A 15,155-nucleotide genomic window follows, 5' to 3' on the forward strand; every position below is an offset into this window, starting at 1 on the left:
GCCTGACCCGCTCACCTCGGGAAAGGTGTCACGCTGAAGTGCCATGAACTCGTCACGGAACTCTCTCGTCCGCAGGGCCGGTGGGGAATCCGACACATCGGAATCGCCGATGCGTAGCGATCATCCGTCCGAAGCCGACGAATCCGGGTTCCTGTCCCTCACCCCGGAACGCGCCAGGGTCCTGCTTCTCGTCGCGGCCCGCCCGGCGACCTTCGCGCTCAGCGCGATCGTGGTGCTCGTGCTGGTCACGTTGCTCGCCGCGGACAGCGGACTGGCCGGCGCCTCGGGCGCCATCGCGGCGAGCTGGCTTGCGATGCACCAGGTTCCGTTGGTGATCGGAAAGACCACGCTCGGCCTGCTTCCGCTGCTGCCGACCGCGCTGCTGCTCGGCGCGGCGGGGCGGGAGTGCTATCACGCGGTGGCGCCGAACAGTTCGCGCACCGACCTCGGTTGGGTGGTGGGTGCCGCGCTCGGCGGACCGCTGATGCTCACCGCGGTCTGCCTGGCCGTCGCGGAGGACGCCTCCGCGGTCGTCGCGCTACAGCCGCCGAACAGCCTCGCCGCCTTCGGCTGGGTCCTCTTCCTGCACCTCGTCGCGGCAGCCGCCGCTATCGCGCTGCGGATGCGACGCCGGATCTTCGACCTCGTCCGCGCGCCCGAATGGGTGATCGCGGGCATCTACGGCGCGGGCCGCACGGTGCTTCGCCTGCTCGGCTGCGCCGCGGCGGTCACCCTGGTCTCGTTCCTCGCGCACTGGGGCGCCATCGGCGAAACCTACCGCTCCGCCGGAAACGCCTGGGGCTTCATCGGTCTGACGCTGCTTTCGCTGGCCTACGTGCCGAATGTCGTGCTCGGCACGCTCGGCGTCCTGATGGGCGCGAGCGCGAATTTCGGTCAGGCCTCGATCGGCCTGTTCGCCGTGGTCGGCGGACCGGTTCCGGCGGTGCCGGTGATGGCGGCGGTGCCGACCGGACCGGCGGCGGCCTGGTGGGCGGTGTTGCTGGTGATCCCCGCGGCGGTCGGCGCGCTCGGCGGCGTGGACGCCGCACGCACCTCCGGCGACCGCCTCACCGCGCCGTGGGCGACCCTGACTTCCGCCGGTATGGCGACGTTGTCGCTCGTGCTGCTCGGCGCGCTCGCGGGCGGCGAGCTGGGCTCCTTCGGGCGGGTCGGGCTCGAGCTGCCGATCTTCGCCCTGGTGAGCTTCGTGTGGCTGGCCGCGGCGGGCTACGTCGGCCTCGTCGGCGCCAGGTACTTCATCGCTCCGGTCGGCGCGGCGCTGCCCGGCTACGACGACTACGACGCGGACTACTACGACACCGACGCGGACTACTACTACGACGACTCGGACGACTACGAATCCGACCGCAGGCACGGCTACGCGGACGACCACCACGACGGGTACCACGACGACGACTACTACGACGACGACCGGTACTACGACGACTACGACGCGCACGACGAGGACGATCGGTACCACCACGACGACTCGCACGACGAGGACGACGCGGACTACGCCGACTCCCACTACACCGACGACCCGGACGAAGCGCTCGATGGCGAACTCATCGACGAGCCGCCCAGTCTCACCACCGCCCCCCGCCAAGCCGCACCGGACATCGTCGACGCCGAGATCATCGAGCCCGACGCGGACCTCGACCCCCACCCCAACGACCGGCGCTAGCGGCAGACCCCGCCGCCGCCTGCCGCACGGTCGCGCCAACGGCCCGACCGATTTCGATGCCAGCCCTACCAGCACCGGCCCCGGCTCGTCGCGCTCGCCCTGCTATCACGACCGAATGTCACCTTCACCGGCCAACGGCGGCTCGAGGTCACCTTCAGTCGAGATGGCCGCAGCCGACTGAATGTGACCCGCACTGTCCGTCGCCAGTTGGAGGTCACCTTCGGTCGAGATGGCCGCAGCCGACCGAATGTCACCTTCAGCGGCCGACATCGGCTGGGGTCACCTCGGGTCGGGATGGCCGCGGTCGGCTGAATGTGACCCGCACCGGCCGACGCCAGTTGGAGGTCACCTTCAGTCGAGATGGTCGCAACGGACTGGATGTGACCCTCACCGGCTGACACCGGCTGGAGGTCACCTTTCGTCGGGACTGTCGCGGCGGACTGAATGTCACCCTCACCGGCCGACCAGCTCGGGGTCACCTTCGGTCGGGATGGTCGCGGCGGACTGAATGTGCCCCGCACCGGCCGACACCAGCTGGAGGTCACCTTCAGTCGAGATGGTCGCAGCCAACTGGATGTCACCTTCACCGGCCGATATCGGCTGGAGGTCGCCTTGGGTCGGGATGGTCGCGGTGGACTGGATGTCACCTTCACCGGCTGGGGTCACCTTCGGTTGGGGTGGTCGCGACCGGTGGAAGGTCGCGAACAGGCCACCGACTAGGCTTTACTCCGGCGGCGCCCCGATCCGGCCGCCGTTCCGACCGACACGCAGGAGTAGAGCGCTGACGTCTCCGCATGCCCAGTGGGTGCCCGCCGCGGCGCCCGCCACCGTAGTCGTGCTCGCCTCGGGCACCGGGTCGCTGCTGCGCGCGCTCCTCGACGCGGCGAGCGCCGCCGACTATCCGGCGAAGATCGTCGCGGTCGGCGTCGATCGGGTCTGCGCCGCCACCGAACACGCCGAGGCCGCGGGCGTTCCGCATTTCCGGGTGGCGCTGAAGGACTTTCCCGACCGCATGGCATGGGACGCCGCGCTGACCGAGGCGGTGGCCGCCCACGAGCCGGACCTGGTGGTTTCGGCCGGGTTCATGAAGATCCTCGGTCCCGCGTTCATGAACCGCTTCGGCGGGCGGATCATCAACACCCACCCCGCGCTGCTGCCGTCGTTTCCCGGTGCGCACGGTGTGCGCGACGCGCTCGCGTACGGGGTGCGGGTCACCGGCTCGACGGTGCACCTGGTCGACTCGGGCGTCGACACCGGACCGATCCTCGCGCAGGAGGCGGTGCCGGTGCTGCCCGACGACGACGAGGAAACCCTGCACGAGCGGATCAAGGTTGTCGAGCGACGGTTGCTGGCGGAGGTTGTCGCCGCCGTCGCGACGCGAGGCATTGTCTCCGACGGACGAAAGGCAGTAATTCCAGATGAGCGGGTGCGCCAGTGAGTGAGCGTAAGGCGATCAGCAGGGCGCTGGTGAGCGTCTACGACAAGACGGGGCTCATCGAGCTCGCGACCGGTCTGCACGCCGCGGGCATCGAGCTGGTCTCCACCGGTTCGACGGCGGGCAAGATCGCCGACGCGGGCATCCCGGTGACCAAGGTCGAGGAACTGACCGGGTTCCCGGAGACGCTGGACGGCCGGGTCAAGACGCTGCACCCGCGGGTGCACGCGGGCATCCTTGCCGACACGCGCAAGCAGGAGCACGTCGACCAGCTGGCCGAACTGGGCGTCGAGGCGTTCCAGCTCGTGGTGGTGAACCTCTACCCGTTCACCCAGACGGTGGCCAGTGGCGCGAGCCAGGACGAATGCGTCGAGCAGATCGACATCGGCGGCCCGTCCATGGTGCGCGCGGCCGCGAAGAACCACCCGTCGGTCGCCGTGGTCGTCGACAGCGGCGACTACGACGACGTGCTCGCCGCGGTGAAGTCCGGCGGCTTCACCCTCGCGCAGCGGACGGCGTTGGCCGCCAAGGCCTTCCAGCACACCGCGAGCTACGACGTCGCGGTGGCGAGCTGGATGACCAGCGTGCTGGCCCCCGGTGTGGCCGAGGAGCCCGCGAGCACGCCGTTCCCCGGCTGGATCGGCGGCAGCTGGGAGCGCGCCGCGGTGCTGCGCTACGGCGAGAACCCGCACCAGGCTGCGGCGCTGTACACCAACAACGACGGTACGGTCGGGCTGGCGCAGGCGGAGCAGTTGCACGGCAAGGAGATGTCGTACAACAACTACACCGATGCCGACGCCGCCTGGCGTGCCGCCTACGACCACGAGGCGCCCGCGGTGGCGATCATCAAGCACGCCAACCCGTGCGGCATCGCGATCGGCGCCGACATCGCCGAGGCGCACCGCAAGGCGCACGCCTGCGACCCGGTGAGCGCCTTCGGTGGTGTGATCGCGGCCAACCGCGAGGTCACCGTCGAGATGGCCGAGCAGGTCGCCGACATCTTCACCGAGGTCATCGTGGCCCCGTCCTACGCGGACGGCGCCGTCGAGGTGTTGCAGCGCAAGAAGAACGTGCGCATCCTGGTCGCCGAGCCGCCGCAGCGGGCGGGCGCCGAGCTGCGTCCGATCAGCGGCGGCGCGCTGTTGCAGCAGCGCGACATCCTCGACGCGGAGGGCGACGACTCGGCCAACTGGACCCTGGCCACCGGCGAGCCCGCGGACGAGCAGACCCTCGCCGATCTCGAATTCGCTTGGCGCGCCTGCCGCGCGGTGAAGTCCAACGCCATCCTGCTCGCCCATGACGGCGCGTCGGTCGGCGTCGGCATGGGGCAGGTCAACCGGGTGGACGCGGTGCAGCTCGCGGTGCAGCGCGCGGGCGACCGCGCCAAGGGTTCGGTGGCCGCCTCCGACGCGTTCTTCCCGTTCCCGGACGGACCGCAGCAGCTGATCCAGGCCGGTATCCGCGCCATCGTGCAGCCGGGCGGTTCGGTCCGTGACCAGGAGACCATCGACCTGGCCCGCGAGGCAGGAGTGACGCTCTACCTCACCGGGTCTCGCCACTTCGCGCACTGATCCGATCGAACGCGGAGAGCGATTCCGAAAGGGATCCGCTCTCCGCGTTTTTCGTGCCCGGACTTGGGTATGTAGCAATCGATGTTTCGGGGCCGCAAGGCTTTTCGGTAAGCAGACTGGTCGTCTGGATCTCATTATCCGGTATGGAATCCCCGGGACAGTATTTCCATGGTGCAGAATGTACGCATGCGTATCGTGGTCGCCGGGACTTCGGGGTTCCTCGGCAAGTATCTGGTCTCCAAGCTGAACGACGAGGGCCACGATGTGGTCCGCCTGGTGCGCCGGGAAGCCGTGCGTCCGGACGAAATCAGCTGGGACCCTTACGGTTCCCACTTCGACAGCGGCATCGTGGCTGGCGCGGGCGCGGTGATCAACCTGTGCGGCGCGACCGTCGCGGGCAAGCGTTGGTCGCCCGCGTACAAGGAGGAGATGCGCGACAGCCGCATCGTGCCGTCCAGGGTGCTGTCCCGCGCTGTCGCCGAGACCGGCGTTCCCGTCCTGCTCAACGCGTCGGCCGCCGGCTGGTACGGCGACAGCGGGGACCAGGACGTCGACGAATTCGCCCCGCACGGAACGGATTTCCTGGGCACCATGTGCCGGGACTGGGAAGCGGCGACCGAGGCCGCGTCCGCCGCCGGTGTCCGGGTGGTGCTGCTGCGCACCGCGAACGTGCTCTCCGCCGACTCGATGCTGGTCGAGGGGCTCCGCCCGCTGTTCCGGCTCGGGCTCGGCGGCAAGTTCGGCACCGGCCGCCAGTACCTGCCGTACATCACGCTGCACGACTGGCTTGCCGCGGTGGACTGGCTGTTGACCTTCTCGGTCTCCGGCCCGGTGAACCTGTCCGCACCGGAGACCGTCACCAACGCCGAGTTCACCTCCGCCTTCGCCGCGGCGATGAACCGGCGCGCGAGGCTGACGCTGCCAGGCGCGGTGCTGAAGCTGATCGGCGGCGAGGGCGGCGCCGAGCTGCTCAAGGGGCACAAGATGGTGCCGAAGGCGCTGGTGGGCAACGGTTTCGAGTTCACGCACGGCACGCTGGATCAGGCCATGAAGTACACCTTCGCCATGCACTGAGTTGTGCGCCGAGCCACGAATACCTCGTGGCTCGGCAAACCCTGGGGGTCGGTCTCCGATCCAGTGGTTGTCGCGGCTGGGGCAAGCGCGGCCCGGACGAGAGGCGACCGCACCCGTCAGGCCGGCGCTGAACCGGTTGCGCTGGGGTGATGGTTCGGCCGAGCGCTCTCCGTTCGGCCGTATCACAGAGCAGCGTCGACCGGGTCGACCGTTCGTGTCCGGGGGCGATGAGCCGGTTGCGCCAGGGCGATGGTTCGGCCGGGCGCGCTCCGTTCGGCCGGATCGTCCGAGCATCGTCGGGCGGGTCGGCCGGTCGCATCCGGCGGCGCCGAGCCGATTGAGCCGAGGGTGATGGCTCGGCCGAGCGCACTCGGTTCGGCCGAATCGCAGAGCAGTGGCGGGCGAGTCGTCCCTCGCTGTCAGGCGGCGCTGAGCACCGTCCGGTCGCCCAGCGGCGCCTTCAGCGGAATCTCCATGGTGCCGAACACCGCGATCATCACGCACATCCGGCCGACCGCGTCGGCGCGGGTGCCGCCGCGCAATTCCACCGTGACCGTCGTGTCGGTCTCGGTGGTCACCGCATCCACGCCGTAGCACTCGGGCGCACCGGTCTGGAAATTGACGGCGATCTTGTCGTCGGCGACGCGTGCCCACGAGGAGAACGGGATGGGGTGCGCGCCGACGATCGTCGGATCGGCCGTGAACGGCTGGCCTTGCGGCTGCGCGACCTCGCTCGGCGTCGGCGGCGCGGAAGTGGTGGCACCGGGCGTGGTGTTCTGTTGTGCGCCTTCGTCGTTCGAGCTACCGCACCCCGCGACGGCGAAGCCGAGCAGCAGGGTGGCGAGGACGAGACTCGTGCGGCGGCGATTCATGGCGACCACCCTAGTTGGCGCGGTCGGCCGAAGTTCGCAGGCAGTCCGCGAAAGTGCGCGACGAAAAACGAACGAATCCCGCGTCTTCCGGCTCGCGGACGCGTCCTTCGTGCAAAGTCCGGCCGCGTGGGTTGCGATCGACGCTCCGGTGAACATTCCTGGAACCCCGCGCGTACTGCCTTCGCCGCCACGCCCTCGACTGTAGATTCGATCCCGATGCGCGCCACCAGCACACGGCCCGCATCGATGTCGAATGCTCCACACAGTTGATCTTCGAAAGGAAAAACGTGGGCGACACGCTGCGCGTAGGCGAAGAACTTGCACTCGGCCAATCCCTGAGCGGCGGTGCGTACACCCTCACTCTGCAATCGGACGGCAACCTCGTCCTGTCGGAGCCGGATGGGAACGTCGTCTGGGCGACTCAGACTCACGATCAGGGTGTGGAGCGGGCGACGCTGCAGCAGGACGGCAACTTCGTGCTCTACAAGGGCGAGGGCGCCGCCTGGTCGACCGAGACCAACGGCAAGGACGCCGACCGCCTCGTCGTGCAGGCCGACCGCAATGTGGTGCTGTACGGCGCCGACGGCAGCGCGCTGTGGGCGTCGGACACCCACACCGATACCCCGCTGCCCGCGCCGGAGCAGCCCGCCGCGGCACCGGCCGAGGGGCAGGTCGCGGAGCAGGCGCCACCACCGCCCGCGCCCGAACCCCGCACCTACACCGTGGAACCGGGCGACACCCTGTGGGCGGTCGCCGAGCGCTTCTACGGTGACGGCAACCGCTACCAGGAAATCGCCGACGCCAGCGGCATTCCGAATCCCGATGCGATCGAACCCGGTCAGGTGCTGACGATTCCGTAGTCGGCACATCGTCTGGGCCGCGAAAAGCAACGTGGGACCCCGGGACTTGCGCTCGGGGTCCCACGTCTTTCGCCTGAGTGGTCTGAGTGCGCTTGCGCGCTCGTGGCTTTCGCCGGTGGTCAGTATCGCATGGCGTAGGAGACCTTGCGCCACAGCGACTTCTTGCGCTGGGCTTCCTTGAACCGGTCGTCCTCTTCCAGCACCTCGGTCGCGGCGGACACCCGGCGCTTTGCCTCGGCGATCGCCTCGTCGACCGGCATCACGGTCTCCAGGTCGAACAGCTCGATGATCCGCGAAACCCGTTCGTGCACAGTGCCGCCCACCACTTCGTAGGGCAGCCCGATGTCCTTCACCACTTGCAGCAGCGTGTCGTCGGAGAGCTTGCGGAACGGTTCGGACACCGGGCGGTGGCCGTCGGTCTTCATCGGAAACTCCACCGGCAGGTGCACATAGGCGTCGTAGAGCCGGGCGGCCCGCTCCTTGACGACGTCGCCGATGATGTCGGTGTACTCCCGCAGCGGCGCCTTGCGACCGATGCCCGCGGCGGCCTTCACGGTGCGCAGCAGCAGACCGGCGCCGGGGTTGATGCCGACCGCCATGCGCGCGGTGCCGTACACCCATTCGTGCACCACGGAACCATCGGAAATAAAAGAGCCGCCGCCGGATTCGTTGTGCACCCGCTCCTCGAAGCGGCGCAGCCCGAGTTGTAGCAGCTCGATGGAGTTGAGCTCCATCACCGTCTTGCCGGGGGCGAGATCGATCAGCAGCTCACGGGAGGTGAGCGCGTGCGTGCGCGGAATGCCGGTGGCGATCGAGAGCGTCTCGGTCGTCGTGCTCTTGCCGACGCCGTAGGTGCCGGAGATGGCCAACTTCAGGCTGTCGCGGCGCTGTCCGCCGACTAGATACACGGGATCCTTCTCCGATCGCTCAGTGGTCGTCACGCAGCACTTCCCAGCCGCGCGCCGCCGCGACCCGCTCCAGCGCGGGGTCGACCGGGACGACGGCAGGGTGGCCGACGGTCTCCAGCACCGGCACGTCGCTGAGGTGGTCGCCGAAGCCGAAATCGCCCGCCAGGTCGTGCTCGGGATACCTGGCCGCGAACGCCTCCACCTCGGCGCGCTTGGCCGCGCCGATGAGGGACTTGCGCACCGCGCCGGTGTACACGCCGTCGCGTTCTTCCAGTTCGGTGCACAGCACGCCCGCGCAGCCGAGTTCGATCTCGATCGGTCGCAGGCAGGCGCGGAAGGAGCCGGAGACCAGCACCGTCTCCACGCCCTGCGCGCGCAGCTCGCCGAGCCGCCGCACGAGGGGCTCGCGGTAGAGCCCCTCGGCGCGGACGCGGTCGTGCCAGGTGCGCGCGGTGTCCTCGACCTCGCGGACCGGGATGTCGGCCCAGAGCAGGTAGTAGCTCCGGTTCAACGTCTCCCGGTCCGCTCCGGTCTCGGCCAGGCGTTGCATCCGCTTCTGGTGCATGGCCAGCACCTCTGCGCGCCCGGTGCCTTCGAAGAAGTACTTGGCGAAATGCTGCAGTGTGCTGATCCGCAGCAGCGTGTGGTCCACATCGGTGAACGCGAAGCGCGGCCTGGTCGCCAGCACGGTCAGGCCACCGGTGCCGGCTGGGTGTCGGCGTCCTCGGTCGGCACGCCTGGGGTGGCGAGCGCGGCCTCGTCCAGATCGCGGCTGCGCAGCGTCAGGAACGCGATCGCGCCGGATACGGCCGCGAGCACCGCGGCGAGCACCATGGCGTTCTCCAAGCCGCTGACGAACGCCGCTTCCGCTGCCGCGCGGACCGATTCGGCGACCGACTCGGGCACCTCGGCCGCGACGACGGCGGGACCGCCCGCGGCGACCGCGTCGCCCGCCTCGGCGGCCTGGTCACCGAAGACCGTGCGCGCCGCCTCGGATTCGGTGAAGGAGCTGCCCACCCGGTTCTGGAAGAACGCGCCGACCGCGGCGATGCCGATGGCCAGACCGGCCTGCTGGAAGGTCTCGTTCACGCCGGAGGCCATGCCCGCCTTGTCCGGGCTGGTGACGGCGATGGAGAAGGCGGCGCGCGGCGGGTTGAACACACCCATGCCCAGACCGATCAGCACCATGCCGGGGATCAGCGCGGTCCACGACGAACCCGGCTCCACCATCAGCACCGCGATCAGGCCCGCGGCGATCAGCAGCTGCGACGCGCCGACCAGGATCGACGGCGGCAGCTTGGCGACCATGCTGCCCGCGATGGCGGCGGCGACGAACAGCAGCAGCGTCAGCGGGAGGAACCGCACGCCGCTGGCGAAAGCGGAGTAGCCGAGCAGGTTCTGCACGTAGGAGATGAGCAGGAACAGCGCGGGCATCACCGAGAGCGCGCACAGCGCGGTCACCACGGACAGGCCGTTGAAGGTGCGGTTGCGGAACAGCGACAGGTCGAACATCGCGTGGCTCGGCCGGGAGATCTGCAACCAGGTGAAGACGGCGAGCAGCACGAGCGCCAGCGCGAAGCAGCCGATGATCCGGCCGCTGGTCCAGCCGTCCTGCTCGCCCCGCATGAAGCCGAGCACCAGGAAGAACAGACCTGCGGAGAAGGTCACCATGCCCAGCCAGTCCACGGGCGGCGGTGTGTCGCTGCGGGATTCACGCATCTTCAGGTAGCCGACGGCGAGTGCGGCGATGGTGACCGGCACGTTGATCAGGAAGATCCAGCGCCAGCCCGCGGTTTCGGTGAGCGCGCCGCCGATCAGCGGGCCGAACGCGATCGCCAGACCCGCGACGCCGCCGAACACACCGAACGCCATGCCGCGGTCCTTGCCGCGGAACTCGTGCCCGAGCAGCGCCGGGCCGACCGCGAACAGGATCGCGCCGCCGAGGCCCTGCACCAGGCGGGCGACGATCAGCACGAAGTCGTTCGGCGCGAGGCCGCAGGCGAGCGAGGAGAGCACGAAGATCACCAGGCCCGCGTCGAAGACCTTCTTGCGGCCGATGCGGTCGGCGAGCGAGCCCGCGGCGAGCAGCACCGCGGCGAGGCCGAGGGCGTAGGCGTCGAGAATCCACTGCAGAGCCGAGAACGTGGAATCGAAGGCTTCGCGGATATCGGGTAGCGCCACGTTGACGACCGTGAGGTCGAGCATCAGCATGAAGGTGGCGAGCGCGACCACGACAAGGGTCCAGATCGCGCTGTCCGATCGCTGTGGTTCCTTGGTTAATGCGCCTGCGGATGCCATGGGAATTCCCCTCCGGGTGGTGTGCGGCGACGGCTGTTGGTTATGCGGCATGCAACGCTGCGGAGACCGCGTCGGGCACCGGCATCAGCTGCGGCAGCTGATACATGCCGGCCACCCGGGTGACGATTTCTTCGATGGACCCCCCGATCACCAGATAGGGGACGGTCCCTTCGTGCAGGGTGTCGAGCAGTAGTCGGTCGATCGTGGTGCGGTATCGGTCATCGCCTTCGGTGGCCGATTCCCGGTCCATCCGAAGATGGACGAACCCGTCGTAGGTGACATTGGCCCGCCGGGTCACGATTCCGCCGTGCGCCAGCAGGTACCGCTTTTCGAAGATGCGATAGGGCAGATCGCGCGGGTTCCACATCCAGTGCCTGAGCCTGCGGGTTCGCCGCAGCGCCTCGGCCGCCACCCATTCCTGGAGCACCGAACCGTCGGAAACGAAACCCGAGGTCAGCCGGGCTTCGGAATCCACGCGCTGTTCGAAGCCGCGTACCGCGGCGTCGACCGTCGGAGCGAGCCTCCGGTCGGCGCCCGGAGCGGCGAGGTGGGTGGATATGGCCGCGTAGTCCAGGCCGGTGGCCAGCGCGAGAGCGGTGCAAACGGTGGTCTTACCCGTTCGCGGTGCGCCGGTCACGGCCAGTCGTAGCGCGGGTGCATCCTTCATCGGGCGTCCTTGTATAGCGGGTGCCCGCATTTTCGCGTATCCCCTTGTCGCCAAGTGGAATACGCGAACGCGAAATGCGGTCTCACCGGGTTCATCGAAAATCTAGTAATCAAGTGATAACTTGTCAACATGAGGGCCAGACTGAGCGCGGCCGAGCGTCGCGAGATGATTCTCGAGGCCGCTGGGCGAGCGTTCTCGCGCGGCGGCTACGCGGGCACGAGCACCGACGTCGTCGCGTTGGAGGCCGGAGTCTCGCAGCCGTACGTGGTGCGGATGTTCGGCACCAAGGCCGACCTCTTCCAGGAGGTCTTCGACCGGGCGGTGCGGTCCCTGCTCGCCGCGTTCGCCGCCGAACTGGATGATCCGGAGGTCGCCGCGTCGCCCGAGGTGTGGAAACGCCTCGGCGGGGTCTACAACAGCCTGGTCGAGGACCGGGACGTGCTGGTGGTCTTGTTGCAGGGCTTCAGCGCGGCCGCCGGTCATCCGCAGATCGCCGCCGCCGCACGGCGTTTCGTCTCCGCGCTGTACACCCTGCTCGTCGAACGCACCGGCTGCGACCCCGAGCGCGCACGGGAATTCATCGCCAACGGCATGCTGCTCAACGCGCTGCTGGCGATGAACGCCACCGAACACGCCGACGACCCCGCACTGGCCGCGCTCGCGGAATGCGCGCTCGGCCAGGACTGCGGGTTCGACGCTCCGGAATCGGAGTGACGTGACGCCGGACTGAATTCCGTTGTCCGACATCCTCAGTCGGGCAACTGGTGGGCGAGCAGGCAGAACCCGGTGACGCCCTGGAACTCCTTGATCAGTAGATCGGCGCTGCGCCAGCGCTGGCCGCCGCGGTCGATGGTCGAGGTGCGCCGGATCTCCACCGTGCCGTCGAACGGCTCGGCCGAGGGACGACGCGGGCCCTCGGTGACGAACTCGAGCTTGCGCATCCACAGGGTGTTGCTGTTGCGCCGGTCCAGTCCGTCCATCTGGTACAGCAGGATCTGGGAGAGCTGCGCCGCGCCGACGATGGCATCGATCGGCGAAACCGAATCCCAGTACGCCGATTCCGCGCCGACGTAGCCGCCCTCGACCCCGGGGTTGACCCGCTGCCTGCTGTTGATGCGGGTGGCGGTCTCGTCGACGGTCAGGTCGGCGGCGGTCAGGGTGTGGTCCTTGACGCCGTTGAGGTAGTAGTGCGGCGCCGGACCGTAGATGTCGCTGAGCTGGGCGATGTGGTCGGTGCCAGGCACGTCCAGCGCGCCCGAACCGACCGGGTGCACCATGGTCAGCGTGCCGGTCAGGTTGCCGACGCGGAACTTGAACGCGGTCTCGATCTCGTCGGCGTCTTCCGCGGCGGTGGTGGTGGTGATCTCGGCCTCGACCGGGATGTTGTCGAGGTCCTCGTGCGGGGCGGCGCCGGCCCGCACGGCCGCCTGGCGCACCCACATGCGGGACGATTCGGCAGGGCCGAGGTCTCGGGAGTGGGTGATGGCGGCGTCGCACAGCGAGGCGGCGAGCATGATCGTGTCGACGCTGCTGACGTGCGGCACCAGCTCGCGGTGCTTCTTGGTCGACCAAGCGGCCGGGTAGCTCAGCCGCGCTACACCGGAATGCTTGGCGCCGAGCTGGGTGGAGCGACGGATCTGCAGGTTGGCCAGCTCGGGGCTGACTTTTTTGTAACCCTCACCGAAGTATCGATCGGACCGGGGTCCGAGGGGCTCGTCGTAGCTGGAAAAAGAAACGGTCATGGCAGAGCAACTTTCGAAGAGCGATCGAGAAATTCGGTTTCAGGCAACCTGGGGCAGGTCGAAAACCTGTCCCGCATACGAAAGACCGGCGCCGAAAGAAACTTGCAGAGCAAGTTGTCCCGGCTTTGCCCGGCCCGAAGACACCAGGTCATCGATCGCCAGCGGAAGGGCGGCGGCGGAAGTGTTTCCGGTCCGTCGGACGTCGTCTGCGATCACTACCGATTCGTCCAGCCAGCCGAGTTTGCGAGCAACCCCGTCGATGATTCGCAAATTCGCCTGATGCGGGATGAATACCTCTACGTCGGCGAGGGTGATACCGCCGGCCTGTGCTATTTCGGAAACGATCCTGGGCACCTCGCCGGTCGCCCAGCGAAATACTTCGGTGCCCTCCATGTGCAAAGTCGGAGGGGCCGTCGTGGTCGGCGCGCTGCGCAATTCCTCCCAGGTGGGTTCCTGGCGGATCAGGTTGGCTCGCGTGCCGTCGCTCCCCCATACGGTGCGCCTGATGTGGCCGGATTCCGTGCGGCCGACGAGCGCGGCGCCCGCGCCGTCGCCGAAGATCGGTCCCACCGAACGGTCATCGCGGTCGATGACGTTGTTGAACTTCTCCGACCCGATGACGAGAATGTTGTCGGCCTGGCCGACGTTGATGAGCGCGGCCGCTTGTCCGATGCCGTGCGCGTAGCCGGAGCAGCCCGCGGAAATATCGAAAGCCGCCGGTCCGCCGCAGCCGAGTTCGGCGGCGACGATGGCGGCGGCGGCCGGAGTGTTGTTGAGATGTGTCGAGGTCGCGAGCATGACGACATCGATCTGTCGAGCGGACATCTTGGCGGCATCGAGCGCTTTCTGCGCGGCCGATGCGGCCATCGAAATTACTGTTTCGTGATTTCCGGCGAATCTACGTTCGGTAATTCCGGTCCGCGTGGATATCCACTCTTCATCGACACCCAATTCGGGGGCCAGATCGGAATTGGAAACGATTCGATCGGGCCGGTATGATCCGATCATCAAAACTCCGGCTGGTAAAGCCGTCATACTTCCCACCCCCGAGAGGTGAATCAACAATTCTGTATGAATCAATGTATCACCCGGCCTGAATTTCGGAGTGAGATCACATTGCTATAACACCTGTATAACAGCATGTTGTGACGAAGGTCACGTTTTTTCATAGACTGTTGACATCGCTCGATTACCGGTCGGTCACAAGGCGGCCCGCAATCGATCGCCGATTATTAACTACCGATCGGTAATCGAGTGATGCGCACCTGGGGAAATCGGCGCGGTTGTTTGCATCGGCCGAGTTCGGGCCGGTCGCGCCGATTCGCTCGATCGATAGCTGTGGATTGTCCAATGTCCGGGCTCCGGACCGGCGACCGGCGGATACGACGACGGCGGGGGTTCGGGTGCGTCACGCACCCGAACCCCCGCCGTCGAGATCGAGAAGTTCGCGCTACCGGCTGGTGAACGGCAGCAGGGCCATCTCGCGGGCGTTCTTCACCGCGACGGCGACCTGACGCTGCTGCTGCGGGGTGAGCCCGGTGACGCGCCTGCTGCGAATCTTGCCGCGGTCGGAGATGAACGTGCGCAGCAAGTTCACGTCCTTGTAGTCCACCGTCTCGATCCCCGCGGCGATCAGCGGGTTCTTCTTGGGGCGGCGGGCCTGTTCCGCGCGGACCTTCTTCGACGGTGCTCGCTTGACTGCCATATCAGGGATTCCTTCTACGGGATCGGTGGTTCTTACCAGCTCGATTTGTGCACACCGGGCAGCTCTCCCCGGTGGGCCATCTCGCGCACACGCACACGGGAGAGACCGAACTTCCGGAGGTGACCCCGCGGACGTCCGTCCGCGGCGTCCCGGTTGCGCAATCGTACCGGACTGGCATCCCGCGGCAGGCGCTGCAGGGCGGCCTGCGCGGCGGCCCGGTCGGCGTCCGAGGTGGCCGGCTTGCGGATGATTTCCTTCAGCTCGGCGCGGCGAGCCGCGTAGCGGGCGACGACGGCCTTGCGCTGCTCGTTGCGCGCGATCTTCGACTTCTTCGCCACG

16 protein-coding genes are annotated in these 15,155 nt (G+C 68.1%); 6 read left to right on the top strand and 10 right to left on the bottom strand.

The features are described 5' to 3' along the window. Positions 1 to 109: 109 nt before the first annotated feature. Positions 110 to 1,684 carry a cell division protein PerM gene (locus NAM01S_RS35945; RefSeq protein WP_157107724.1) on the top strand — a complete coding sequence of 525 codons (1,575 nt, stop codon included), beginning with the start codon at positions 110 to 112 and terminating at the stop codon, positions 1,682 to 1,684. A gap of 453 nt (positions 1,685 to 2,137) precedes the next feature. On the opposite strand, the gene NAM01S_RS35000 is transcribed toward NAM01S_RS35945, so the two are convergent. Then, positions 2,138 to 2,350 (bottom strand): hypothetical protein, encoded by a 213-nt coding sequence (locus NAM01S_RS35000; RefSeq protein ID WP_067784261.1) that lies wholly within the window; start codon positions 2,348 to 2,350, stop codon positions 2,138 to 2,140. A gap of 139 nt (positions 2,351 to 2,489) precedes the next feature. Between NAM01S_RS35000 and purN the strand changes: the two genes are divergently transcribed. The 3 genes from purN to NAM01S_RS12810 all read left to right on the top strand — a co-directional run bounded on the left by purN (position 2,490) and on the right by NAM01S_RS12810 (position 5,764). Then, positions 2,490 to 3,122 carry a phosphoribosylglycinamide formyltransferase gene (gene purN / locus NAM01S_RS12800; protein WP_067784264.1) on the top strand — a complete coding sequence of 211 codons (633 nt, stop codon included), beginning with the start codon at positions 2,490 to 2,492 and terminating at the stop codon, positions 3,120 to 3,122. Continuing rightward, complete coding sequence (gene purH / locus NAM01S_RS12805; protein ID WP_067784265.1) at positions 3,119 to 4,690, top strand: bifunctional phosphoribosylaminoimidazolecarboxamide formyltransferase/IMP cyclohydrolase; 1,572 nt, start codon at positions 3,119 to 3,121, stop codon at positions 4,688 to 4,690. Before purN ends, purH begins: the two co-directional genes overlap by 4 nt. A 186-nt stretch (positions 4,691 to 4,876) precedes the next feature. Then, positions 4,877 to 5,764 (top strand): TIGR01777 family oxidoreductase, encoded by an 888-nt coding sequence (locus NAM01S_RS12810; RefSeq protein WP_084482919.1) that lies wholly within the window; start codon positions 4,877 to 4,879, stop codon positions 5,762 to 5,764. 419 nt (positions 5,765 to 6,183) lie between these two features. On the opposite strand, the gene NAM01S_RS12815 is transcribed toward NAM01S_RS12810, so the two are convergent. Further along, positions 6,184 to 6,792 carry a hypothetical protein gene (locus tag NAM01S_RS12815; protein WP_253798433.1) on the bottom strand — a complete coding sequence of 203 codons (609 nt, stop codon included), beginning with the start codon at positions 6,790 to 6,792 and terminating at the stop codon, positions 6,184 to 6,186. A gap of 131 nt (positions 6,793 to 6,923) precedes the next feature. Between NAM01S_RS12815 and NAM01S_RS12820 the strand changes: the two genes are divergently transcribed. After that, positions 6,924 to 7,496, top strand: coding sequence for a LysM peptidoglycan-binding domain-containing protein (locus tag NAM01S_RS12820; protein WP_067784780.1), 573 nt, complete (start codon positions 6,924 to 6,926; stop codon positions 7,494 to 7,496). 119 nt (positions 7,497 to 7,615) lie between these two features. On the opposite strand, the gene NAM01S_RS12825 is transcribed toward NAM01S_RS12820, so the two are convergent. Genes NAM01S_RS12825 through NAM01S_RS12840 form a run of 4 tightly spaced genes read right to left on the bottom strand, consistent with a single transcriptional unit; the run spans position 7,616 to position 11,369 of the window. Beyond that, positions 7,616 to 8,437 (bottom strand): AAA family ATPase, encoded by an 822-nt coding sequence (locus NAM01S_RS12825; protein ID WP_245910079.1) that lies wholly within the window; start codon positions 8,435 to 8,437, stop codon positions 7,616 to 7,618. Beyond that, positions 8,424 to 9,092 carry an HAD family hydrolase gene (locus NAM01S_RS12830; protein WP_169810850.1) on the bottom strand — a complete coding sequence of 223 codons (669 nt, stop codon included), beginning with the start codon at positions 9,090 to 9,092 and terminating at the stop codon, positions 8,424 to 8,426. The genes NAM01S_RS12825 and NAM01S_RS12830 overlap by 14 nt, the downstream gene beginning before the upstream one ends. Positions 9,093 to 9,094: 2 nt before the next feature. Further along, positions 9,095 to 10,702, bottom strand: coding sequence for an MFS transporter (locus NAM01S_RS12835; RefSeq protein ID WP_067784274.1), 1,608 nt, complete (start codon positions 10,700 to 10,702; stop codon positions 9,095 to 9,097). 40 nt (positions 10,703 to 10,742) lie between these two features. Beyond that, positions 10,743 to 11,369 (bottom strand): AAA family ATPase, encoded by a 627-nt coding sequence (locus tag NAM01S_RS12840; protein WP_097245099.1) that lies wholly within the window; start codon positions 11,367 to 11,369, stop codon positions 10,743 to 10,745. 129 nt (positions 11,370 to 11,498) lie between these two features. Between NAM01S_RS12840 and NAM01S_RS12845 the strand changes: the two genes are divergently transcribed. Further along, complete coding sequence (locus NAM01S_RS12845; RefSeq protein WP_067784278.1) at positions 11,499 to 12,083, top strand: TetR/AcrR family transcriptional regulator; 585 nt, start codon at positions 11,499 to 11,501, stop codon at positions 12,081 to 12,083. Positions 12,084 to 12,118: 35 nt separating this feature from the next. Here NAM01S_RS12845 and NAM01S_RS12850 read toward each other — a convergent pair whose 3' ends face one another. The 4 genes from NAM01S_RS12850 to rpsN form a co-directional block, all read right to left on the bottom strand. Next, positions 12,119 to 13,111 (bottom strand): AvrD family protein, encoded by a 993-nt coding sequence (locus NAM01S_RS12850; RefSeq protein WP_067784280.1) that lies wholly within the window; start codon positions 13,109 to 13,111, stop codon positions 12,119 to 12,121. Between the two features lie 39 nt (positions 13,112 to 13,150). Next, positions 13,151 to 14,146 (bottom strand): beta-ketoacyl-ACP synthase 3, encoded by a 996-nt coding sequence (locus NAM01S_RS12855; RefSeq protein ID WP_253798430.1) that lies wholly within the window; start codon positions 14,144 to 14,146, stop codon positions 13,151 to 13,153. A gap of 415 nt (positions 14,147 to 14,561) precedes the next feature. Continuing rightward, positions 14,562 to 14,816, bottom strand: a complete 255-nt coding sequence (rpsR, locus tag NAM01S_RS12860; RefSeq protein WP_011211513.1) for a 30S ribosomal protein S18 — start codon at positions 14,814 to 14,816, stop codon at positions 14,562 to 14,564. A gap of 32 nt (positions 14,817 to 14,848) precedes the next feature. Beyond that, positions 14,849 to 15,154, bottom strand: coding sequence for a 30S ribosomal protein S14 (gene rpsN / locus NAM01S_RS12865; RefSeq protein WP_067784284.1), 306 nt, complete (start codon positions 15,152 to 15,154; stop codon positions 14,849 to 14,851). Position 15,155: the final 1 nt, after the last annotated feature.

Source organism: Nocardia amikacinitolerans NBRC 108937 (assembly GCF_001612615.1).
Classification (GTDB): domain Bacteria; phylum Actinomycetota; class Actinomycetes; order Mycobacteriales; family Mycobacteriaceae; genus Nocardia; species Nocardia amikacinitolerans.